Source organism: Cellulomonas sp. Leaf334, assembly GCF_001424195.1.
Classification (GTDB): domain Bacteria; phylum Actinomycetota; class Actinomycetes; order Actinomycetales; family Cellulomonadaceae; genus Cellulomonas.
The window spans coordinates 115,980-137,430 of sequence record NZ_LMOO01000005.1; the positions used below are offsets into that span (position 1 = coordinate 115,980).

The window sequence follows — 21,451 nt, forward strand, 5'->3', positions numbered from 1 at the left end:
CCGATGACTGAGGTCGGAGGTGTCATGGCTCTCAGCCGGTGGCGATGGTGGCGTCGCGCAGACGTGGAGGTGCGTCGCGGTTCCCTGATCTCAGCACCCGCGCACCAGGTCTGGGAGCTGGTCGGTGACGCCACGCTGTTCGCGCGAACCGCGGGCCCCGAGCACCTGTGGACCTTCGTGGTCCCGGGCACCCCGGCCGGGTTCGTCGGCGAACGACGAGTCACCCTCACCCGAGTCCGCGACGACCAGGTCGCTGCGACCCTGGTGGAGCGCATCGACATGGTGCACGGCCGGCAGGTGGCCACCCGCAACCTGATCAACGGCATGGAGCTGACCACGGTCGTCGAGGAGCGCGGCCCGTCCAGCTGCCAGCTGACCTACGTGCTCCGCACCGCGCCGGCGGACGAGTCGCTCGCCGCCGCGAGCCTCGACGCGCGGCTGGCACGAGTGTCCGCCTACGTCGCGGGTGAGCCGCCGCCGTCCGGGCGACCCGAGGTGCCCCTGCCTGACCCCGTCGATGTCCAGATGGGCCAGGTGGTCGTCGTCGGGACCGTCTCCGCGCCTCCCGCCGAGGTCTGGGCCACCGTCCGCACCGCTGGAGGGGCGCTCGCCGAGCTCGCCCGACCCGAGGCAGCGACCGTGGTGACGGTGCCCGGGACGCCCGCGGGTGAGGTCGGCGAGCGGATCTGCATCGTCGCCTTCGACCCACCGTTCGTGCAGGTCCTCGAAGTCGTCGCGCAGGACGTCGGCCGATCCGTGACCGTCCGGTACCTGACCGCGCCGACAACAGCTGCGCGGACCGTCGCCCTGATGCCGAGCGCCCTGGGCACGCAGGTCGCCATCACCATCGACTTCGTCGCGCCGGGCGCCGAGCTCGCAGACCATGAGCGACGAATGAGGCGCGTGGCCGAGACGTTCCTGCGGTGCTATCAGAGCTGAACCGTGCCGAACGCTGCCAGCGCCATGCCAGCAGGTCCCGATCCGGTCGGATGCCGCGAGAGACGTCGATGACCGGTATGTCGCGACCGTCGATGCGAAAGCTCAGGAACTCGTGGCGGTGGAGGGATCCGACCTCGAGCGCAAGGTCCTGTCGGGCGGACAGACGTCGACGCTGCGATGATCGGAAGAAAGGTCGCTGCCCGTTCTGCCTGGCGCATTCGGCGACGTCGCGAACGTTCGGGGGACGCACGTGGCCGAGACGAAGCCTGCTCCCCAGCCCGTAGCCGTCCCCCGCAGCGCCTGGCACGCGCTCGTCGTCCTCATGGCCGGCATGTTCATGGCCCTGCTGGACACGACGATCGTCAACGTCGCGCTGCCGACGATCCAGGTCAGCCTCGACGCGTCCGAGGCGACGCTGAGCTGGATCATCAGCGGCTACGCCCTCGCGTTCGGGATCGCGCTGATCCCCGCCGGTCGGATCGGCGACCGGATCGGGCACAAGTGGGTGTTCTTCACGGGCCTGCTGCTGTTCACGGTCGCGAGCCTGTTCTGCGGGCTGGCGCAGAACAGCATGCAGCTGATCGTCGCGCGGGTGGTGCAGGGGTTGGCGGGTGGCATGTTCGTGCCGGCCGTCACCGCGTTCATCCAGCTGCTGTTCCCGGGGCAGGTGCGGGGCAAGGCGTTCGCGATCATGGGATCGGTCATCGGGGTGTCGACCGCGCTGGGGCCGATCCTCGGGGGGTTGATCATCGAGGCGTTCGGCGACGAGAACGGCTGGCGGCTCGTCTTCTGGGTCAACCTCCCGATCGGGGTGATCGCATTGATCGCAGCCGCGAAGATCCTGCCTGCCGGTTCGGAGGGAACTGCCAAGGCCGGGTACGACCTCGTCGGGCTGGTGCTGCTCACGGCCGGGCTGATCGCGTTGCTGGTGCCGCTGATCGAGGGGCAGGACAAGGGCTGGCCGGCGTGGACGTTCGTGACGCTCGCGGCGGGGGTGCTGCTCATCGTGGCGTTCGCGTGGTGGGAGAAACGCATCGAGGACGACAACCCGATGGTCCCGCCGCACCTGTTCTCCCATCCCGCATTCACGGGTGGCACGATCCTTGCACTCGTCTACTTCGCCGCGTTCACCAGCATCTTCTTCACCATCTCGTTGCTGTGGCAGGCGGGGCTCGGCCACACGGCGCTCGAGTCCGGCATCGTGGCGGTGCCGTTCGCGCTCGGAAGCATCATCGGCGCCTCGCAGAGCAACCGGCTGTCGAAGCGGCTCGGGCGGACGGTGCTGGTCGTCGGGACGGCGATGGTCGCGGTCGGCCTCGTCTCGACGTGGCTCGTCCTGCGGTTCGTCGATGCGTCGGACCTCGTGCACTGGGACCTGCTCGTGCCGCTGCTCGTCGCCGGCATCGGCAGCGGGCTGTTCATCGCGCCGAACGCGCAGTTCATCGTCGCGACCGTCAGCCGTGCGGAGGCGGGTGCTGCCAGCGGCGTGATCAGCGTGATGCAGCGCGTCGGGTCGGCCATCGGGATCGCGGTCATCGGCAGCGTCCTGTTCGGCACCCTGCACATCACCAGCAGGGACCCGGCGCTGGTCGCGCAGGCGTTCGTCGACGCCGCCGCGCACGCCATGGCGGTGAGCGCGGTGCTCGCCGTCGTCAGCTTCGCGCTGGTGTTCGTGCTGCCGAAGCAGGTGGACGCGCGCAGCGGCCCGCCGCCGGAGTGATCGCTACTCGGGCGCGCTCCAGGCTTGGAGCAGTTGTTCGGGGCCGAATGTCTCCAGGTCGGGCACGGTGGATCCGTTGCGGGCGATGGCGAACAGCGGAGTCTCCGACGTGGCCCCGGGCATCTGCGCGCGGTGCGCGATGAGCTCGTCGCGGTCGCGACGGTCGAACGCTGCTTCCTCGTGCCACGTGATCGACCCGACGGCGCGGATCTGCTTCGCGACCGGCGCTCGGTCGGCTATGACTACGTCGATCTCCGGCACGTTGGTCCGAGTCCAGTACGCACCCACTGCTCCGCCACCGCCGGGCTGCTCGGCGAGAGGCAGACGGTCCAGCGCCTCGCGCAGCACTGGCTCGATGGCGCGGCCGCGCCAGGTCGACCATCCCTCCTGGATGCGCGCGAGGACCCGGTCACCTCGACCGCGCTCGATCTCCGGGAGCGACTGGACCAGGAACGCCAACCAGAACCGCAGGTACGGGTCCGCGACCCGGTAGCGAGTGGCGGTCGAGGTCGTCGTCGACAGCGGCCGTTCCGCAGCGACCACACGTTTGCTCGTCAGCGTCGTCAAGGATCGGGAGAGCGACGTTCGCTGGAGGCCACCAGCCTCACGCCCGATGGTGGTGAACGTGCGCTCGCCCGCGCCGATCGTTCCGAGGACCGAGCGCGCCTGTGCTTCCGTGGGGAACTCCGCCGCGAGGGCGCGCTCCGCGCTGACCAGCAGGGCTGACGTCGGGGAGCTGACGGCTGATCCGAGGAACTCCGTCAGCGACCAGCCCCGCTCCCACTCGTCGAGGATCAGAGGCAGGCCACCGGTGACGAGGTAGGCGTCGAACGCGTCCGCGGGCTCCAGCTCGAGCATCTCGGCGACCTCGCCGGGGCTCAGCGCGGGGACCACCATCTCGGTCGCGCGCTGGTGGAACGGTTTGATGCATAGCCGTATGCACGCAACGCATAGCCAGAGGTGCGGCGACTCCTCGCGGCGGGAAGTGTCGCTCAGACGTCGGCCGTGAGCCACGTGCCGGCCACCTCGCTGCGCTGCACTGGAGCCATGGCCACCACACTGGACGCCACCCGCCTCTACTCCGCCGCCGACCACCACGAGCCGGTCCTCGGTTCGACCGTCTGGGCTGTCGCCCACCCGATCGGGGAGCCGCCGAGCGTCGGCCCCGACCTGCGCTGGGTCGCCGTGATGGGGGAGGTGATGGGCGTCCTGCTCGACACCCCGGGGTGGCCGCACGGGCAGGTGTGGTCGACGGAGGCGCTGTGCCGCGAGCACGCGTGGGCGCGGCACGTCGCGGGGCGGCGCACGGGGTTCGAGATCCGTCGGATCTCGGTGGTGACACCGGCGCTCTTCCGGCTGGCTCCGGGCTGAACCGCAGGTAGCGTGAACCTCGCCCGCAACGACGAGGGAGCACCCATGAAGGACTTCGACCAGGCGCTGCGCACGGCGGCGCCCGGCACGATCGACGGCGCCAAGCTGTTGACGCGGTTCGCGTACGAGCAGCTCGCGGTGCCCAGCGGTGGGCCGGTCGGGGAGCACTTCGAGGGGTTCATCCCCGCCCTCGTGCAGCGCGACGGGGCCCACCACCTGATCGCGTTCTCGTCGGTGCAGAGGTTCAAGGACGAGGGGCGGCTCGGTGGTGAGGCGGTCGCGATGCCGGTGCGCGAGGTGCTGCTGCGGATGCCGGTGGACGTGGGGATCGTGATCAACCCGGGCAGCTCGCAGGGGTTCGAGCTGGGCCCGGACGCGGTCGCGCGGCTGCGCGACGAGATGACGCGGCCGCACGACGAGTCGCCGTGAGCCGCGTCAGCGCGTCACCTGACGGGACGTGAGCCGCATCAGGAGGGTCAGGCAGGGACCTTCACCGTCGTGAGGAACGCGGCCGCCTGGGTGAGGTCGTCGAACTCGTCCTCGACCAGGTCGACGAGCAGGTCGTTGCTCCACAGGATGAGCCGGCCGATCGTGAACTGCTCCTTGGCGACCTCCGGCAGGGTCAGCCCGTAGACGCGCTGCGCGATCTCCTTCTTGCCGCCGCGTGCTCCGCCGTAGGTGAAGATGGGCAGGTAGGACTCGGGCGCCGTGGCGACGAGGACCCGGGTCAGGGTCGGTTCCTTGAAGCCGGTCATGCCGAGCCCGCCCTGGCCGAGGATCAACCGGGTGAGCCGGTCGGGCAGCGGCACGGTGGTGGGCCCGTACAGGAGGTAGCGGATGGTGTTGCGGGTGCGGGCGGATGCCTCACGCTCGCCCATCGTCTTCCACGCCCGGTTGAACGAGGCGGTGGTCGCGTTCGTCGCGCCGGGGGTCTCGTTCACGAACGACAGCAGGTCGCGGGGGTCGCAGTCGGCCACCTCGTCGCGCGCGAACACCTGCTGGTAGTGGGTCCAGTCGAAGCCGGGCTCGGTGGGCGGTGACGCTGTGGCCAGCGCGGCGACCTTCTCCCAGCGGGCGGGGTCGACGGCGGCGCGGTCGGGGAACCGGGCCTGGAGGTCGGCCGACGAGGACGGCAGGGGGGCCGACGTCTTCGACTCTCCACGGGTCCACTGGTGGTTGCAGGCGGTGCATCGGATGGTGCGGCGATCGTCCGCCAACCGTTCGACGAGTTCGAGCTCTCCGGACGTACAGGCCGGGCATGTCAGCATGGTGCTCCTTCGTCTCTACGGAGAGTGTGACGCACCGAGCGCTGCTCCGGGGACGATGGGCCTCTCAGGCGAGCAGCGGACCTCGTCGGATCCGGTCCAGGAGCCCGTCGGGGGTGACGGTGTCGAAGTTCCAGTTGGAGTCGATCCACCAGGTGACGCCTGCGTCCTCGAGCGCGGCGATCCTGTCCGCGGCCTCGGCGGGGTCGGTCGGGAGCACGCCCTCGGCGACCAGCTCGACGTGCCGGCCGTCGCTGTGCTCGTCGACCCAGGACCGTACGGACCGCCACTCGTCGGGCTTCAACGGGTCGAACCCGTCTTCCCGTCGGACCGCGATGACTCCGTCGCGTCCGGTGGCCCGGCGCATGGACCGGGGCGCGTACCAGGCGCCGATGACCCAGACGGGGATGGTCCCGCGCACGGGTCGGGGCTGGAACTCCAGGTCGGTGACCTGGTGGTGGGTGCCGGCGTAGCTGAACTTCTCCCCGGTCCAGGCGAGGTCGAGGATGGCGAGCGAGTCGTCGAGCAGGGCGGCGCGTTGCCTGACGTCGGTGGTCTCGCCGGAGACGCGGCTGTAGGCACCGTCGTCGACGGCGCCCAGGCCGACCGGCAGCACCAGCCGGCCGCCGGAGAGGTGGTCCACGGTGAGGGCCTGGCGCGCGACCTCCCACGGCTTGCGTCGAGGCAGCGAGAACACCATGGCGCCGAGCGTGATCCGGCTGGTCCGCACCGCCGCGGCGCCGAGCACCGTCCACGGGTCGAACGTGTCCATGGGTCCGACGCTGATGCCGTCCCAGGCCATGAACGCGTCCCAGCCGGCCTCCTCGGCGGCGACGGCCATCTCGATGTTCTGGGCTGCGGATCCGCACGACGCGGTGACACCGAACTTCATGCCCGCGACGTTACGCCCGACCTCCGACACGTCTCGGCGACGGCGACGTCCCACGGGGTGGCGACGAGACCGAGCACCCGGGACGACTCGGCGGTGTCCATGACGTAGGGCTGCGAGAAGTGGTCGGAGACCGACGCGACCTCCCGCAGCAGCGGCGACACGAGGCCGAGCGCGCGCACGGCGACCGCCGGCATGGGGCGGATCCGTGGCGCGGGCCCGTCGCCCGCGAACCGAGAACCCAGCTCACGCAGAGTCAGCGGCTCGGCGGTCGGGACGTGCCACGCGCGTCCCCAGGCGGCGGGCGTCCGGCCGGCGGCGACGAGCGCGCGGGCGAGGTCGGGCAGGTAGGTCCAGCTGTGCGGCTGGTCGGCTGCGACGACCGTCCGCACCACCTTGCCCGCGAGCAGCGGGTCGACGAACCGCGGCCCGACCATCGCCTGGGAGTCGGCGAGCGGTCCGAAGTAGTCGGCGGCGCGCACCTCGGTGACCCGCAGGTCGCCGGCGCGGTGCCGGGCCTCGGCGTCGCGCCACATCTGGGCGCGGACCATGCCCTTGCGCTCGGTGCTGTCGAGGGGGGAGTCCTCGGTCATCACGGCGCCGTGCGTCGCGTAGCCGTAGAGGTTGCCGACGGACACGAGGACGGCGCCGGTCTGCGCCGCCGCGTCGAGCAGGGCGGCCCACAGCGGGGGCCAGTCGGTGGGCCAGCGGTGGTAGGGCGGGGCGGCGCAGTTGTACAGGACGTCGGCATCTCGGGCGGCCGCCACCAGAGCGACGACGTCGGTGGCGTCGACCGCGGCGTGCGTGATGCGGCCGACGGAGGTGCCGCCGGTGCGGCTGACCACCAGGACGTCGGCGCCCTCGTCGGCGAGCAGGTGGGCCAGCGTGGTGCCGACGGCACCCTTGCCGACGATGACGTGGCGGGTCATGGGATCTCCTCGGGAAAGAGAGAGAGCAGTGCTCTCTGATGTGAGCAATGCTCGCACAATCGGTGCGCGTGAGACAAGAGCAGTGCTCGCAGCTTCTCGACGGAGCAGGCACACTGGCGACCATGACCGAGCAGACGACCCCGCCGCAGCGCGCAGACGACCGCGCCACGGCCGGGCCGACGAGATCGCTCCTGGGCGCTCGGGACCGTGCGCGCGCCGAGGTCATGTCCGAGCTGCTCGCCGCGGCGCGCGCGCGCCTCGAGAGCGAGGGGTCGGCGGCGCTGAGCCTGCGCGCCGTCGCCCGCGACCTCGGCATGGCGTCGTCGGCCGTCTACCGCCATGTCCCGTCCCGCGACGCGCTGCTCACACTGCTGATCATCGAGGCGTACGACGCCGTCGGTGAGGTCGCGGAGAAGGCAGCGGCCGGGTCGGACGCCGACCCTGCGCAGACCTGGCTGGAGGTCGCGCGCGCCGTGCGGCGCTGGGCCCTCGACCAGCCGCACTCGTTCGAGCTCATCTACGGCACCCCGGTCCGCGGCTACCGCGCCCCCGACGACACCGTGCGCCCGGCCGTGCGGGTGTGGGAGGTCATCATCGGCCTGCTCCTGGCCGCGGCGCGTGACGGCATCCTCGACCCGGCCGGACCCGACTTCGACCCGACGGGGCGGATGGCACCCGAGGCCCTCGCCACCGCGGGCTTCACCGACCCGACGACCGTGCCCGACGACGTCGCCAGGATCGCGGTCCGGTCGGGGACGCTGTTCACGTCGCTCGTCGGCGCGATCTCCGTCGAGCTCTTCGGCCACCTGCACCGGGTCGCGGGCGACTACGAGCGGTTCTTCGACGTCACGGTCGCCACGGCCGCGGCGGGCGTCGGCCTGCGCATCACGCTGGACTGACCAGGAAATCACTGGCCGGATCGCCCGCCCGGACCGCACCCTGGTCCCCGCGGGCGCAGGTCGCCGGCGGGTCCGTGACGGGCCCGCCCCGGGAGGTTCGACTCCTCCGCTCGCGACCACACACCCATCCGCCCCGCTAGCTCAACAGGACAGAGTGCCGGCCTACGACGCCGGAGGCTGCTGGTTCGACTCCAGCGTGGGGCACCGACGAAAGGTTCGACGATGGCGGGAGTACTCGTCCTCAACGCGGGCTACGAGCCCCTCCAGCGCGTCTCGCTCGCGCACGCCGTCCGCATGCTGCACCGTCGCGTCGCCGTCGTCGAGGAGGCCGTCGACGGCCGCACGTTCGGCCCGTACCCGCTGCCCGCGGTGCTGCGTCTCGTCCGCTACGTGCAGATGCGCTGGCGCCACCGCACCGGCGTCCCGGCGTGGTCGCGCGCCGGGATGCTCGCGCGCGACGGCCACCGCTGCGCGTACTGCGGCACGGGCGGCGCGCTCACCGTCGACCACGTGGTGCCCCGCAGCCGCGGGGGCGCCAGCTCCTGGCTGAACACGGTCGCCGCGTGCGGCGCGTGCAACCACCGCAAGCGGGACCGGACCCCGGCGGAGGCCGGGATGCGGCTGCGCGTCGAGCCGAGGGTGCCGACGCACCTGGAGCTGCTCGGGGGATGACGCGAGCTCGAGGTCGGCGGCCAGGCTCGGCCACGAGGTCGGGCCTGACCGCCGACCAGGTGACGCTGACCATGGTCTCGGTCGGTTGCTCAATCGATGCGCGGCGCCTGCCGATGGAGGTGCGGGCTCACCCGTCGGCCCCCGAGCACAGGAGAACCGTGAGCAACCAGGATCCGTTCCAGCCCCCGACGACTCGCTGGGACCAGCCGCCGGTTGCCGATCCGTTCGGGTCCCCCGCACCGTACGGTTCGCAGGTGCCGACCTACGGTGCCGGCCCCGCCTACGGTGCGGCCCCTGCCTACGGTGCACCTCAGTCCTACGGTGCACCTCCGTCCTATGGTGCGGCCCCCGCCTTCGGGGCCCCGGTGTACGGCGCTCCCGCCTACGGGTACCCCGGCGCCGCCTTCGGGTTCGGTGTCCCCGTCACGTACGCCCCGTGGATCCAGCGCGTCGGCGCCTACCTGCTCGACTCGCTGGCGATCCTGCCGTACTTCGCGGGCCTGCTGTACATGACCGCCACGTCGGAGACGGGCGTCAACCGGTACGGCAGCCCGACCGATCAGCCCACGTCCGCCGGCGCGCTCGCGTTCGGGGTTTGCGCCGTGTTGAGCCTCGTCCTGTGGGGGTGGAACCGCTGGGTCCGCGGAGGTCGCACCGGGCAGTCGTGGGGCAAGCAGGCGGTCGGTCTGACCATGCAGCGCGACGCGACGGGTGAGCCGATCGGCGTGTGGATGGCGTTCGTCCGCGACGTCGCGCACTACGTCGACGGGATCCTCTACCTGGGGTACCTGTGGCCCCTGTGGGACACCAAGCGGCAGACGTTCTCCGACAAGCTCACCAAGACGGTCGTCGTCAGCTGACGCGGGTGCGCCGCGCCTCCGCGTAGGCGCGCCGCACCACGCCCTCGGCGGCCTTGCCGAACATGCAGTAGTCGTCGTCGGTGGCCGCGGCGGCCTCGTCGTAGAGCGTCGCGGGCCAGTCCCAGAGCATGAAGCCGGAGACCCAGTCGCGGCGTGCGCAGGCCGTGAACGCCGCCTCGTACCAGTCGACCTGCGCCTGCTCGGAGGGGGCACCGCGCAGGTTCCAGTCGTTGGGCAGGGCGGGGGAGCCGACGCGGCTCGGGCAGCCGGCCTCCATGAAGAAGAACGGCTTGCCGGAGGCGGTCACGACGGGCTCGATGCGGTCGAGCTGGTTCTCCCAGTCGTCCATCGGGTAGTAGCCGGACGACGAGATGACGTCGACGGCGTCCCACCAGCCGACGTGGTCCTCCTGGTACTTGTCGCAGTTGTAGGTGACCAGGCCGTCGTAGACCGCGCGGACCTCGGCGATCAGGGCACGCCACTCCGCCTCGCGCCGGTCGCTCTGCACCATCTCGCAGCCGACGCAGAGCATCTCGGCGCCCTCCTCGGCGGCGATCCGGGCGTGGTGGACGATGAACTCGGTGTAGCTGGCGAACCACTCGGACCATGTCGGCTCCGGGGGCACGTCGATGTCGAAGAAGTTGATGTGGGCTCGCCACGTCCCGTTGCGGACGTTCACGACGGGCTTCAGGCAGACCTTCAGACCGCGTGCCTTGGCCTGCCGGACGGCCCACCGGACCTCGTCGTCGGTGACCGTCGGGCGGTCGCGGAACTGGATCTGGGTCGACTGCGGGGTGTCCTGCAGGGCGCTGAGCGTGATCGCGGTCCAGCTCACGCCGAGGCGCTCGACCATGAGGTCCATCGACCGGAGTGCGTCGGGACCGCCCCACGTGCCCCGCACCCCGGTCCATCCCCACGTCATGCCCGCCACGTAGCCGAGGTCGCCCACACCATCTCCTTCGATCGTCGAGGAGACCACCCTACGACTTTCTTAGAGCGACGAACAAAGTGCGCGCGCGCGGCGCAGGACCGTGTCGAGCATCTCCGGCGTCAACCGACCGGTGAAGGTGTTCTGCTGGCTGACGTGGAAGCAGCCGAGGAGCACGAGCCCGGCACCGTCGGGTCCGGACAGGACCAGCTCCACGCCGTGGCCGAACGCCGGCCGTGGACGGGGTACCGCCCAGCCCTGCTCGGCCAGGGTGGTGAGCAGCGCCTGCCACCCGAACCCGCCGAGCACGACGACGACGCGCGGACGGACCAGGGACAGCTCCCGGCCGAGGAACGGCCCGCACGTCCGGCGCTCCTGCGGGGTCGGCGCGTTCGCGGGCGGGGCGCACCGGACCGGGGCCGTGACACGGATGCCGGTGAGGGTCAGGCCGTCGTCGCGGGCCGTCGACGTGGCCTGCGACGCGAACCCCGTCCGGTGCATCGCCGCGAAGAGGAAGTCGCCCGACCGGTCGCCGGTGAACATCCGGCCGGTGCGGTTGGCGCCGTGCGCCGCGGGAGCCAGGCCGACGACGAGCACCTGCGCCTCCGGGTCACCGAACCCCGGGACCGGCCGCGCCCAGTACGTCTCGTCGCGGAACGCCGCGCGCTTCTCGACACCGACGAGCTCCCGCCACGCGACGAGCCGCGGACAGGCACGGCACTGCGGGACGACGGCGTCGAGCGCTGCGAGGTCCTCGGCGCCGGCGGCGGCGCGGACGACGTCGTCGGGTGTCGTCGGTACGTCAGGGTCCGACGGGCGCGGCTGCGTCACACCCAGCACCGTACGTCCGACGGCCCTGACCGCGAGGTGCGGGCAGGGCCGTCGCGACGCGGCAGCCGATCAGGTCAGCTCGCCGAGCAGGGCACCGAGCCGTTCGCGGGCGGGGTGCCCGTGCCGATGAACCCGAAGGCCGTCGACCGGCCGCCGGCCAACGCTCCGTTCCACTCCTTGTTCGTGACGGTCAGCACCTGGCCGGACGTCGTGACGTCGCCCGACCAGAGCTGGGTGAGGGCACCGCCCGAGGGGAGCGTGATCATCGTCCTCCACCGGCTGATCGCGGCCGCGGCGGTCACGTCGACCGAGGCCTGGTAGCCGCCGGGCCACGTACCGCCGACGGTGACGTTGGCGGTGCACGCCTGCGGCTGCGAGGTCGGCGTCGGCGTGGGCGTCGGCGTAGGTGTGACGGTCGGGGTCGGCGTCGGGTTGGCCGTCGGCGTGGGTGTCGGCGTCGGCCCGCCGCCCAGGGGGAGCGCCTGGAGATAGCTGGTGAGCTGTGCGGCGATCACCTTGTCGTCGGCGACCGACGGGTGCCAGTGGCAGCCGCCGTAGTCGAGACCCTCGTTGCCGTAGTACCAGTACCGGACGCGGCTGTCGCCGGATGCCTTCTCCTCCTGGACGACTCGTTGGGCCAGGTCCGCGAGGTCGGTACCGGTGTGCACGTAGGTCGCGCTGACGACGATGTACGTCTCCGGTCCGTACTGCGCCCGGAGCGTGTCGATGAACCCGTGGTACGCGGTGACCCACGCCTCGCGCAGTGCGGCGGGGGTCGCCCATGCCTCGTTGCCGTTCAGGGCCGTCGAGAAGTCGTTGACCCCGAGGCCGACGACGACGGCGTCCGGCTGCCAGTCCGCCGGCGGGTCCCACGCGTCCGTGCTGAACGGCAGGGCGCGGTCGTAGTACGTGCGGTAGGTGGTGCCCTGCTCGCCGCCCGCGTAGTTGCGCACCATCCCGCGTCCGGAGAACGCGTTGATCTGGTAGTCGGCGCCGAGGGCCTTGGCGGTCACCGCACCGAACGACAGGTCCGCGTTCGTGGTCCGCGTGACCTGGTCGCCGGTGCAGTCACGGCTCGTCGACGTGTTCCCGTAGCCGGCCGTGTACGAGTCGCCGATGAACTCCAATTGCAGGTCGCGCGCCGCGGGCGCGGACAGGATCACGCTGCCGTCGACCGGCACGAACCCACCGAAGGTGCTGGTGGCCCAGGGCACCTCGCTGCGCTTCACGACGCGGACGGTGTGCTCGCCGTTCGGCAGGCCCTGGACGCGGTGCGTGATGCGGCCCGGTGTGACGAGCGTCGTGGGGGCGCCGCCGTCGATCGAGATGTCGTAGTCGCCGGTCGCGTCGTCGAGCACGATGCCGACGCCCGTGCCGCGGAAGCGACCCTCGAAGTAGACGCCGGGCCACGCGTGCTGCCAGGTGTCGCCGCTGGCCACGACCCGACCCGCGGTGTGGGCCGTGCTCGAGGGGTCGGCGGCGTTGGCCGCCACGGGGAGCAGAGCCGCACACGTCGCGATCGCGGTGAACGTCAAGGCAGCACGCAGTCGTCGCACGCCAGTTCCCTTCGTCGGGGTTCGGCCGGCCGGGACGGCTGCCGCGCGATCCTTCGTAGCGTCCGGTGGGGTGCGGCGCACCCGTGTGAAGCGCTTCGACGGCGGCAGCCGACAGCCCCGGCGGAGGAGGGTCCACCGGGGCTGTCGGGGGTCAGCGCACTACTTGCGGAACACGAACGAGTCGACGTTCACGAAGTCGTTCGGTTGGCCGCTGGTGAACTTGAGGTAGACCGTGTGCTTCCCGGTCACCTGCCCGCCGACGTTCATCGCGAGGTTCTGCCACGTGCTCCAGCCGCCGGTGTTGCCGACCGCGACCTGCGCGACCGACCCGTTGCTGAGGCTGTCGATCTTGACCTCGACGAGACCGCTGACGCCGCCGCCCGCACCGGAGCCGGCCCGGATGACGACGTCCTTGGGCGACGTGCTGCCGAAGTCGACGTCGTTGTACTGCACCCAGTCACCGTTGGCGATGTAGCCGATCTCGTTCGCGCCGGCGACGACGCCGGACTGCGCGTTGAACGACTCCGCCTGGATGGTGCTGAACGCGTTCCGGTTGGTCCCGCCGCCGGTCGACGTCGGCGACGGCGTCGACGTGGTGGTCGGGTTGCTGGTGGAGCCGCTCCCGCCCTTCGTGTAGACGGCCACGTAGTCGACGAGCATCGGCTTGCCCGACACCGTGTTCGCGGTCGGGGTCGTGTAGCCGGCGACGCCGTTCGGGAACGCGCCACCCATGGCGACGTTGAGGAGGATGAAGTAGCCCTCGTGGCTCGTCATGTCGCTCCAGTACTGGGAGCCGACCTGGTTCTGGTTGATGTTCAGGAAGTTCTGACCATCGACGTACCAGCGCAGGATCTGCGGGCTGACGCTCGTGTCCCACTCGATCGCATAGGTGTGGAAGTTGCCCTGGCAGCTCGTGCTCGGGCAGCTGCGCGTGGCGCCGAGGCCGTTGGTCTCGTTGCAGGGTCCGCCGGGGTTGACGCCGCAGTGCAGCGTGCCCCAGACCTGGTTCAGGCCGTTGACGTTCTCCATGATGTCGAGCTCGCCGATGCCCGGCCAGTTCCAGTAGTTGCCCCGGTACGGGGAGCCCAGGGCCCAGAACGCCGGCCAGTAGCCCGCGGCCGACGCCCCGGTGACGTTCGGCATCGCGATGCGGCCCTCGATGCGCAGGACACCGCCCGACGGGGGCTTGAAGTTGGTGCGCTTGGTCTCGATGCGCGCCGACGTCCAGGACCCGTTGCTCGCCTTGACGGGCGTGATCTTCAGGTTGCCGGAGCCGTCGAGCCCGATGTTCTGCGAGCTCGTGGTGTACGTCTGGATCTCACCGGTGCCGAAGTTGGCGGGGCCGCCCTGGTACTGCGTGCCGGTGGTGTAGATCCAGTTGCTCGACGACGGCAGCTGACCTGCCGAGCCGGTGAAGTCGTCGCTCCACTGCAGCGACCAGCCCGACGGGGTGGTCGGGACGGATGCGTTCGCGTTGGCGGTGACGAGGGTGGTCGCGGCCAGGACGGTCGCGGCAGCACCGGCGATGATCGTGCGGCGGCGACGGTGCCGCGTCGTGGAGGGTGCGGGGGTGCGCACCTGTGCTTCGGGTGGGGTCACGGGGAACCAACCTCCGGTAGCAGGACAGGGGTCATGGCAACCGGGCCCGACTGCCATGTCGGGGCACCTCTCCTCTCCGAAAGGCGCGCCGGGAGTTGTTTCTAGTGCGTTAACTAAGTGGCTGTCAATCGCTCGATCGAGCCAGTTGTAAAGGTCATTGCCGCCGTGGGCGGGGCGCGCATCAGGGCTGTATCGGTAATGTTTACGCCCGCTTTTCGTACCCCGACTCGCTTGGTCTCCGAAGCGTGGGGCTTCGATCCAGTGGACTCGTGTCACTAGACCGTGCGTCGGCTTGTTGTGCTCGTTTTCGGCTGTTTGACCGCACTGACCACGACCGAGCCGCCTGTCGCGTCGTGGTGCGCCGGCCGCTCTCCGGCCTCGGCGTCACTCTCGCGGGCGAGGTATTTGTGCAGGTCGGCGACGCATTCTGGTGACTCGTGTCACTCAAAGGGACGAGAACGTCGCAAGAATGCGACGGGACGACGGTCCTACCGTGCAGGTGGACGGTGCCCGTCGGCGAGCAGCGCATCGAGCGCGACGAGCGTGTCAACCACCGACACCACCCGGTGCGGCCCGTCATCCGGCCCTGCGCCACCCGGCGTCCCCCCGATCTGCCACCCGCGCAGGGCGATCACCGGCACGCCCGTCCGCATCGCCAGCGCCACCTCGCTCAAGGTCCCCCACGACCCCCCGACGCTGACGACCACGTCGCTCGACCGGACGAGCAGGGCGTTGCGCAGCTCGCCGAGGCCGGTCGGCAGCGCGACCGTGACGTGCGGGTTCGCCGCGGAACGGTCGGTACCGGGCAGGAGGCCGACGACGACCCCACCCGAGCGCGCCGCCCCGCGTGCGACGGCCTCCATCACCCCGCCGAGCCCTCCGCAGACCACGACGTGCCCACGCTCGGCCAGCCCGCGCCCGAGCGCCTCGGCGTCGACGAGGTCGTCCTCGTCGGCGACAGACGGCCCGACGACCCCCACGTAGCCCATCGGCCCAGCCTCCCGCCGCGCGGACCGCCTCGCCAGCCCGTCATCCGGGGCCGAACTCGTCACTCCGGGGCGAACTCGTCCGTTGCAACCGACGAGTTCGGCGCGGACCGACGAGTTCGGCGGGCCCGGGTCGGCTCAGCTGAAGAGGTCTGGGTCTCCCGCGCCCACCCGGACGACCTCCGGGGCGCCTTCCGTCCAGTCGACGACCGTCGTGGGCTCGGTGCCGCAGTCGCCCGCGTCGACCACCGCGTCGAGCACCAGGTCCAGCTCCTCCTTGATCTGCCACCCCTCGACCATCGGCCACTCGGCGCCGGGCATCAGGAGGGTGCTCGACAGGAGGGGCTCGCCCAGCTCGCGCAGGATCGCCTGCGCCACCGGGTGGTCGGGGATGCGGACGCCGACGGACCGCTTCTTCGCGTGCGCCAGCCGGCGGGGCACCTCGGGGGTGGCCGGGAGGATGAACGTGTACGGGCCGGGGGTCACGGCCTTGATGGCGCGGAACGCGCTGTTGTCCAGGTGCACCAGCTGCCCGAGCTGTGCGAAGTCGGCGCAGACCAGCGTGAAGTGGTGCCGGTCGTCGAGGTGCCGGATGGTGCGGATGCGGTCCACCCCGGCGTGGTTGTCGATGCGGGCGCCCAGCGCGTAGCAGGAGTCGGTCGGGTACGCGATGAGCGCGTCCTTGCGGAGCAGCTCGACCACCTGCGCGATCGACCGCGGCTGAGGGTTCTCGGGGTGGACGTCGAAGTACCGGGCCATGGGGACGAGATTACGGCTTGTGGGGTGCGACGCCACGGACGGTGTCGGCCGCGAACCGGCGGTGGGAATCGGCGAGCTTGGACCGCGCCGCCTCGCCCAGGTCGACGCCGAGCACGTCCGCCAGGCACACCAGGTAGACGAGGACGTCGGCCAGCTCCTCGGCGACGCGCGCGTGCCGGTCCGGCGACGAGAACCGCGCGACCGCCTCGTCCGCGGGCACCCACTGGAAGAGCTCCGCCAGCTCGCCGACCTCCCCGACGAGCGCGAGGATCACCGACTTCGGGTCGTGGAACTGCTGCCAGTCGCGCTCGGTGCTGAACTCGCGGACCAGACGGGTCAGCTCCGCGATCTCGCGCTCGGTCGTCACGAGGCGATCACGCGGGGACCAGGTGGTCGGGGCAGACCTCGAACCGGTCGGGCTCGATGGTCAGCTCCGCGCGGCCGCCGGTGATCGAGCGCAGGTCCAGCACGTACCGGGCGAGCTCGGCCTCCGGCACCGACGCCTCGATCAGCACCAGGCCGTCGTCGAGGGACGTCGTCGCGTTGATGTGCCCGCGACGCGCGGACAGGTCGCTCATCACGTCGCCCTGCGCGGCCATCGGCACCGTGACGGAGACGTGGCTGATCGGTTCGAGGACGGTCGTGCCCGCGGCGTGCAGCGCCTCGCGGACGCCGGTCGCGGCGGCGGTCCGGAACGCCATGTCGGAGGAGTCCACCGAGTGCGACTTGCCGTCGTAGACCTCGACGCGCAGGTCCACCACGGGGTACCCGTGCGGCCCGCCGGACGCCATCGCCTCGACGACGCCCTTGTGCACCGCCTGCACGTAGGTGCGCGGGATCGCCCCGCCGACGATCGCGTCGACGAACTCGAACCCGGACCCGCTGGGCAGCGGCGAGACCCGCAGGTGCACCACGGCGAACTGCCCGTGCCCGCCCGACTGCTTCTTGACCTTGCCCTCGGCCTCGACCGGCTTCCGGATGGTCTCCCGGTACCCGACGGGCACCGGCGACGTGCTCACGTGCACCCCGAACACCCGGGCCAGCCGCTCCAGGGCCACGGTCAGGTGGGTGTCGCCGAGGCCGCGCAGGACGGTGCTGTCGCCCGAGCGGTCGACGCGCAGGGTGGGGTCCTCGGCGGTGAGGCGGGTCAGCGCCGCGGAGAGGCGGTCGTCGTCGGACTGCGTGAGCGGCGCCAGGGCGAGCGCGAACACCGTGGCCCGCTCGCGCGGGGGCCGGGCGGTCATCGACGCGCCCGGCCCGGTCCGTTCCGCCAGCAGGGTTCCCGACGGGGTGCCCGTGAGCTTGGCGACGGCACCGATCTGCCCCGCCGGCACCGCGTCGACCGGCAGGTGCTCCTTGCCGCGCAGCCGGAACAGGCCGGGGATGCGCTCCTCCGTGCGGGTCGCGGTGTTGAGCATCCGGTCGCCGTTGCGGACCGTGCCGGACAGGACGCGGAACATGGTGACCTGGCCGACGAACGGGTCGGCGAGCGTCCGGAACGCGTACAGCAGCGTCGGCCCGGCGGGATCGGCGGCGACCTCGACCTCGGTCCTCCCCGCCTGCACGCGCGCGGTCCGGTCCGCGGGCGACGGTCCCAGCTCGCACAGCAGGTCCGCGAGCCGGTCGACGCCCACCCCGGTGACCCCCGACGCCATCACGACCGGGAACGCCTCGCCCGCGAGGACCTCGTGCGCGAGCGTGGTCTCCAGCTCCTGCGGGGTCGGTACCTCGCCCGACAGGTAGCGCTCGAGCTGGTCGTCGTCGTGGGCGACGATCTCCTCGGTGACCTCGTCGTGCAGCCGGTGCTCCTCGTCGGCGAGGCCCGCCGGCAGCGCCTCCGTGTGGTGGTGGCCGTCGAGGTCGTAGGTGAGACCCTCCTCGCTGAGCACGTCGGCGACACCGGTGAACGCCGTCTCCTCGCCCAGCGGCAGCTCCAGGGGGACCAGCCCGTCGCCGAACGCCGCCCGCAGGTCCGCCAGCACGTGCCGGAAGTCCGCCCGCGCCTTGTCCTCCTTGGTGACGACGACCATCCGCGGCAGGCCGGCGTCGGCCGCGAGCCGCCACGCCGCGTGCGTGCCCGCCTGCACCCCGTCGACCGCGCTGACCACGACCAGGGCCAGGTCCGCTGCCGCGAGCGCCGCGTCCACGGATCCCGCGAAGTCCGCCGACCCCGGGGTGTCCAGCAGCGTCACGTCGTACGCGTTGCCGTCCGTCGCGGTCCACGGAAAGGGGGCGACCCCGAGGCCCAGGGAGATGCCGCGTGCGATCTCCTCCGGCTCGTGGTCGCTGACCGTCGAGCCGTCCTCGACGCGACCGGTCCGGGTCAGGACCCCCGCGCGGTGGAGCAACGCCTCCGTGAGGGTCGTCTTGCCGGAGCCGACGGCGCCCAGCAGCGCCACGGTGCGGATCCTCGGCGACGCTGCCTGGTCCATGGTCTTCTCCCGGTCCGGGGTCCAGAACGCCACCCTAGGACGCCACGAGCCCGGGACGCGAGGCGTCCCGGGCTCGAGGGTGGAGCGGTGTGCTGGTGTCAGGAGGCCGCGAGGATGTCCACGACGAAGACCAGCGTCGAGTTCGCGGGGATGGACTCGCTGGCCTGGTCGCCGTAGCCCAGCTCCGGCGGGATGACCAGGAGGACCTGGCTGCCGACCGTCTGACCGGCGAGGCCCTGCGTCCACCCGGGGATGACCCCGGTGAGCGCGAACTGCACGGGCTCGCCCGCGTCCCAGGACGAGTCGAACTGCGTGCCGTCCCAGAGCCAGCCGGTGTAGTTGACCGTGAGCGTCTGGTCCGCGGTCACCTCCGCGCCGGTGCCCTTGATGAGCGGCTGCACGACGAGCTCGGTGGGTGCCGGGTCGGCGACCGGCGTGATCGACGGCTTGCCGTCGGCGTCCAGCGTGACGACCGGCAGGCCGGCGGCCGGCGTCACCGGCTCACCCTCGGGGCCGTCCAGCGGCTTGGGGGTGTCCTTCGCCTCGACGACCTCGCCGACGACGACGTTCGTGACGGGGGCCGCGGTGGCGTCTGCGCCGGCGGCACCCGGGATCGCGAAGAGGATCCGGACGCCGACGTTCTGGCCGACGAGCGCGTCGTGCAGCTCGGGGAGCAGGTTCTCGTCGGCGACGATCTTCTCGGGCGCGGTCTCGTACGTGTCGCCCAGCTCGCTGCCGTCCGCGCCGCTGACCGCGGTCGTCTGGATGGAGAGGGTCTGGCCCTCCTCGATCACGTCGCCGTCACCCTCGTCGATGATGCGCACCGTGAGGGCGCTGACCTCGAACGGCGTCTCCGGGAGCGTGATGGTGGGCTTGCTGCCCCGCTCGCCCTCGACCTCGACCTTGGCGAGCGCGGCGGCGTCGGCGGGGTTCGCGCTCGACGTCGACGAGGCGGAGGGCGACGGGTCGTCGCCGGAACCTCCGGCGCAGGCGGTCAGCGCGAGGCCGAGGGACAGGGTGAGGGCTGCTGCGGCGAGGCCGCGGCGGGCGGTGGTCGTGCGGCGCACGAGGGTCCTCCGTCGGGTTCGGGTCCCGCCCGGGGAGGCGGCGGACCTCGGCACGGTACGCGAGATTGCTGGGAGTCTGCTGAGTGAGCCGGTGGGTGGGTGGTCCGAAACGGTTCAGACGCCCGGGCCGCCGATGCTCGGCGCCGGGCGTCTCCGAGGGCTTCCCAGGCAGTTTTTGCGACGTTAAAACACTCTCTCCATTTCTCTCGCAATCGTTATCGATAACGATATGGAAATCGTTTAGCACATTGACGCCCCATGCCCCGCGGCCCAGGCTCCCCAGGTGTTTCCACCACGTTCTCCCGGTGTTCGCCGGGGGACGTCCACGGGTCGCAGGGGGTCGCTCTCGCCATGCCACAGCTCATGCTCATCGGCGCCGATCTGGTCGCGGTCGTCGTGCTCACGGGCGTCTACTTCCGACGGCACCGCAGACGTGACCTCGTCGTCGCGTTCGTCGGCGTCAACGTCGGCGTGCTCGTCGTCGCGTCGTCGCTGGGGTCCGGGAACATCGGCGCCGGACTGGGCCTCGGGCTGTTCGGGGTGCTGTCGATCATCCGGCTGCGGTCCACGGAGATCGACCAGCGCGAGGTCGCGTACTACTTCGCGGCCCTCGCGCTCGGAGTCCTGGGTGCGCTGCCCGGCACGGTGCTCTGGCACGCGCCCGCCCTCATGGCGCTGCTGCTCGTCGCGGTCGTCGTCGGCGACCACCCGCGCCTGTTGCGCCGTCACCAGCGCCAGGAGCTCGTGCTCGACGGCGCCCTCACCGACCACGTCGCGCTCGTCGCGCGGCTCGAGCAGCTGCTCGGCGCCCGCGTGCACACCGTGTCCGTGCAGCGCGTCGACCTGGTCAACGACACCACCTGGGTGGACGTCCGCTACGAGACGACCGCCCTGCAGAGCGGTCGACGCCGGGTGGGGGTCGCCTCGTGACCGAGACCGTCCTCGACACCCCCCTGCGCCGGCTGGCTCCGATGAGCCTCGACGAGCTCATCGAGCGGGCCGGTCTGCAGACGCGCGTCGACCGCAAGTACCTGGTGCCCGTCGCCGAGGTCGACGCACTGCTCGACCGGCTCGCGTCCCAGGCGCAGGTCCTCGACATCGGCGGACGGCGGCTGTTCGACTACGAGTCCGTCTACTTCGACACCGCGGACCTCATGGCGTACCACCTGGCCGCGCACCGCCGCCGACGCCGGTTCAAGGTCCGTACGCGCAGCTACCTCGACTCCGCGCAGTGCTGGCTCGAGGTCAAGACGCGCGGACCCCGTGGCACCACCGTCAAGGAACGGCTCCCGTACGACCTGCGGGACCGGGACGCCATCGCGCACGGCCGCTGGTTCGTCGCCGGCGTGCTCGGCGCTCACGGGATCCGCGGCACGGACGACCTGACCTTCGCGCCGACCCTGGTCACGCGCTACCTGCGCACGACGCTCTTCCTGCCGCAGACGGCGAGCCGCGTCACCGTGGACGTCGGCCTGTCGTGGCACGACGGGCGCGCCCCGCTGCACCTGCGCGACGTCGCCGTCGTCGAGACGAAGACCGGCTCCACCGCGTCCGGCGCCGACCGCCTGCTGTGGGCGCACGGGTACCGGCCGCAGCGCATCTCGAAGTACGCGACCGGCCTCGCGGCGCTCCGGCCGGACCTGCCGGCGACACGGTGGCGCCGCACCCTGCACCGACACCTGCTGCCGTCCTCGACGACGACCCCTGCCTGACCGGCCCGCCGTCCCCGACCCACCCGATCACACCCGA

The 21,451-nt window shown here is 71.7% G+C and carries 22 protein-coding genes and 1 tRNA gene; 10 read left to right on the top strand and 13 right to left on the bottom strand.

Annotation, left to right across the window (positions count from 1 at the left end; all coding sequences use genetic code 11):
* Window positions 1–24 precede the first annotated feature (24 nt).
* A complete protein-coding gene (locus tag ASF78_RS10985; protein WP_156374138.1) occupies window positions 25–939 on the top strand; it encodes a hypothetical protein in 915 nt (304 codons plus the stop codon).
* A 250-nt stretch (window positions 940–1,189) separates the two neighbouring features.
* A complete protein-coding gene (locus tag ASF78_RS10990) occupies window positions 1,190–2,659 on the top strand; it encodes a DHA2 family efflux MFS transporter permease subunit (RefSeq protein ID WP_056588905.1) in 1,470 nt (489 codons plus the stop codon).
* Between the two features lie 3 nt (window positions 2,660–2,662).
* Here ASF78_RS10990 and ASF78_RS10995 read toward each other — a convergent pair whose 3' ends face one another.
* The gene (locus tag ASF78_RS10995) at window positions 2,663–3,556 is read right to left on the bottom strand and encodes an ATP-binding protein (RefSeq protein WP_056588906.1); all 894 of its coding nucleotides are present in this window, start codon (window positions 3,554–3,556) and stop codon (window positions 2,663–2,665) included.
* A 150-nt stretch (window positions 3,557–3,706) separates the two neighbouring features.
* On the opposite strand from ASF78_RS10995, the gene ASF78_RS11000 reads away from it, so the two are divergent.
* Window positions 3,707–4,030, top strand: coding sequence for a hypothetical protein (locus ASF78_RS11000; protein WP_056588909.1), 324 nt, complete (start codon window positions 3,707–3,709; stop codon window positions 4,028–4,030).
* A gap of 45 nt (window positions 4,031–4,075) precedes the next feature.
* Entirely contained in the window at window positions 4,076–4,459 is a 384-nt protein-coding gene (locus tag ASF78_RS11005; protein ID WP_056588912.1) for an SseB family protein, read from the top strand.
* A gap of 47 nt (window positions 4,460–4,506) precedes the next feature.
* Here the strand turns inward: ASF78_RS11005 and ASF78_RS11010 are convergent, their stop codons facing one another.
* The 3 genes from ASF78_RS11010 to ASF78_RS11020 all read right to left on the bottom strand — a co-directional run bounded on the left by ASF78_RS11010 (window position 4,507) and on the right by ASF78_RS11020 (window position 7,113).
* On the bottom strand, window positions 4,507–5,298 hold the full coding sequence (locus ASF78_RS11010; protein ID WP_156374139.1) for a hypothetical protein: 792 nt from the start codon (window positions 5,296–5,298) through the stop codon (window positions 4,507–4,509).
* A gap of 64 nt (window positions 5,299–5,362) precedes the next feature.
* The gene (locus ASF78_RS11015) at window positions 5,363–6,187 is read right to left on the bottom strand and encodes an LLM class flavin-dependent oxidoreductase (protein WP_056590720.1); all 825 of its coding nucleotides are present in this window, start codon (window positions 6,185–6,187) and stop codon (window positions 5,363–5,365) included.
* Window positions 6,184–7,113 (bottom strand): NAD-dependent epimerase/dehydratase family protein, encoded by a 930-nt coding sequence (locus tag ASF78_RS11020; RefSeq protein WP_056588917.1) that lies wholly within the window; start codon window positions 7,111–7,113, stop codon window positions 6,184–6,186. The genes ASF78_RS11015 and ASF78_RS11020 overlap by 4 nt, the downstream gene beginning before the upstream one ends.
* Before the next feature lie 122 nt (window positions 7,114–7,235).
* On the opposite strand from ASF78_RS11020, the gene ASF78_RS22615 reads away from it, so the two are divergent.
* The 4 genes from ASF78_RS22615 to ASF78_RS23045 all read left to right on the top strand — a co-directional run bounded on the left by ASF78_RS22615 (window position 7,236) and on the right by ASF78_RS23045 (window position 9,544).
* Window positions 7,236–8,012: a TetR/AcrR family transcriptional regulator gene (locus ASF78_RS22615; protein ID WP_162243353.1), complete on the top strand. Its 777-nt coding sequence runs from the start codon at window positions 7,236–7,238 to the stop codon at window positions 8,010–8,012.
* Window positions 8,013–8,142: 130 nt separating this feature from the next.
* A tRNA-Arg gene (locus ASF78_RS11030) sits at window positions 8,143–8,216 on the top strand.
* An 18-nt stretch (window positions 8,217–8,234) separates the two neighbouring features.
* Complete coding sequence (locus ASF78_RS11035) at window positions 8,235–8,684, top strand: HNH endonuclease (protein ID WP_056588920.1); 450 nt, start codon at window positions 8,235–8,237, stop codon at window positions 8,682–8,684.
* 254 nt (window positions 8,685–8,938) lie between these two features.
* Window positions 8,939–9,544, top strand: coding sequence for an RDD family protein (locus tag ASF78_RS23045; RefSeq protein WP_056590728.1), 606 nt, complete (start codon window positions 8,939–8,941; stop codon window positions 9,542–9,544).
* Here the strand turns inward: ASF78_RS23045 and ASF78_RS11045 are convergent.
* From ASF78_RS11045 to ASF78_RS11085, 9 genes are all read right to left on the bottom strand, one after another.
* Window positions 9,537–10,466 carry a hypothetical protein gene (locus ASF78_RS11045; protein WP_056590730.1) on the bottom strand — a complete coding sequence of 310 codons (930 nt, stop codon included), beginning with the start codon at window positions 10,464–10,466 and terminating at the stop codon, window positions 9,537–9,539. The genes ASF78_RS23045 and ASF78_RS11045 overlap by 8 nt on opposite strands.
* Before the next feature lie 69 nt (window positions 10,467–10,535).
* On the bottom strand, window positions 10,536–11,303 hold the full coding sequence (locus ASF78_RS11050) for a uracil-DNA glycosylase (protein WP_056590732.1): 768 nt from the start codon (window positions 11,301–11,303) through the stop codon (window positions 10,536–10,538).
* Between the two features lie 74 nt (window positions 11,304–11,377).
* Window positions 11,378–12,859 carry a cellulose binding domain-containing protein gene (locus ASF78_RS11055; RefSeq protein WP_056588922.1) on the bottom strand — a complete coding sequence of 494 codons (1,482 nt, stop codon included), beginning with the start codon at window positions 12,857–12,859 and terminating at the stop codon, window positions 11,378–11,380.
* 159 nt (window positions 12,860–13,018) lie between these two features.
* A complete protein-coding gene (locus ASF78_RS11060) occupies window positions 13,019–14,458 on the bottom strand; it encodes a glycoside hydrolase family 16 protein (RefSeq protein WP_200940590.1) in 1,440 nt (479 codons plus the stop codon).
* A 488-nt stretch (window positions 14,459–14,946) separates the two neighbouring features.
* Window positions 14,947–15,447 (bottom strand): TIGR00725 family protein, encoded by a 501-nt coding sequence (locus ASF78_RS11065; RefSeq protein ID WP_082494990.1) that lies wholly within the window; start codon window positions 15,445–15,447, stop codon window positions 14,947–14,949.
* 135 nt (window positions 15,448–15,582) lie between these two features.
* Entirely contained in the window at window positions 15,583–16,203 is a 621-nt protein-coding gene (locus ASF78_RS11070) for an L-threonylcarbamoyladenylate synthase (RefSeq protein WP_056588927.1), read from the bottom strand.
* A gap of 10 nt (window positions 16,204–16,213) precedes the next feature.
* Window positions 16,214–16,570, bottom strand: coding sequence for a nucleotide pyrophosphohydrolase (locus ASF78_RS11075; RefSeq protein ID WP_082494991.1), 357 nt, complete (start codon window positions 16,568–16,570; stop codon window positions 16,214–16,216).
* A gap of 7 nt (window positions 16,571–16,577) precedes the next feature.
* On the bottom strand, window positions 16,578–18,635 hold the full coding sequence (locus ASF78_RS11080) for an elongation factor G (RefSeq protein ID WP_056590736.1): 2,058 nt from the start codon (window positions 18,633–18,635) through the stop codon (window positions 16,578–16,580).
* A 98-nt stretch (window positions 18,636–18,733) separates the two neighbouring features.
* Window positions 18,734–19,702, bottom strand: coding sequence for an FKBP-type peptidyl-prolyl cis-trans isomerase (locus tag ASF78_RS11085; RefSeq protein WP_056588930.1), 969 nt, complete (start codon window positions 19,700–19,702; stop codon window positions 18,734–18,736).
* Window positions 19,703–20,053: 351 nt separating this feature from the next.
* Between ASF78_RS11085 and ASF78_RS11090 the strand changes: the two genes are divergently transcribed.
* Window positions 20,054–20,632, top strand: coding sequence for a DUF4956 domain-containing protein (locus ASF78_RS11090; protein ID WP_056588933.1), 579 nt, complete (start codon window positions 20,054–20,056; stop codon window positions 20,630–20,632).
* Window positions 20,629–21,414 (top strand): polyphosphate polymerase domain-containing protein, encoded by a 786-nt coding sequence (locus ASF78_RS11095; protein WP_235518532.1) that lies wholly within the window; start codon window positions 20,629–20,631, stop codon window positions 21,412–21,414. The genes ASF78_RS11090 and ASF78_RS11095 overlap by 4 nt, the downstream gene beginning before the upstream one ends.
* The last annotated feature ends 37 nt before the right edge of the window (window positions 21,415–21,451 follow it).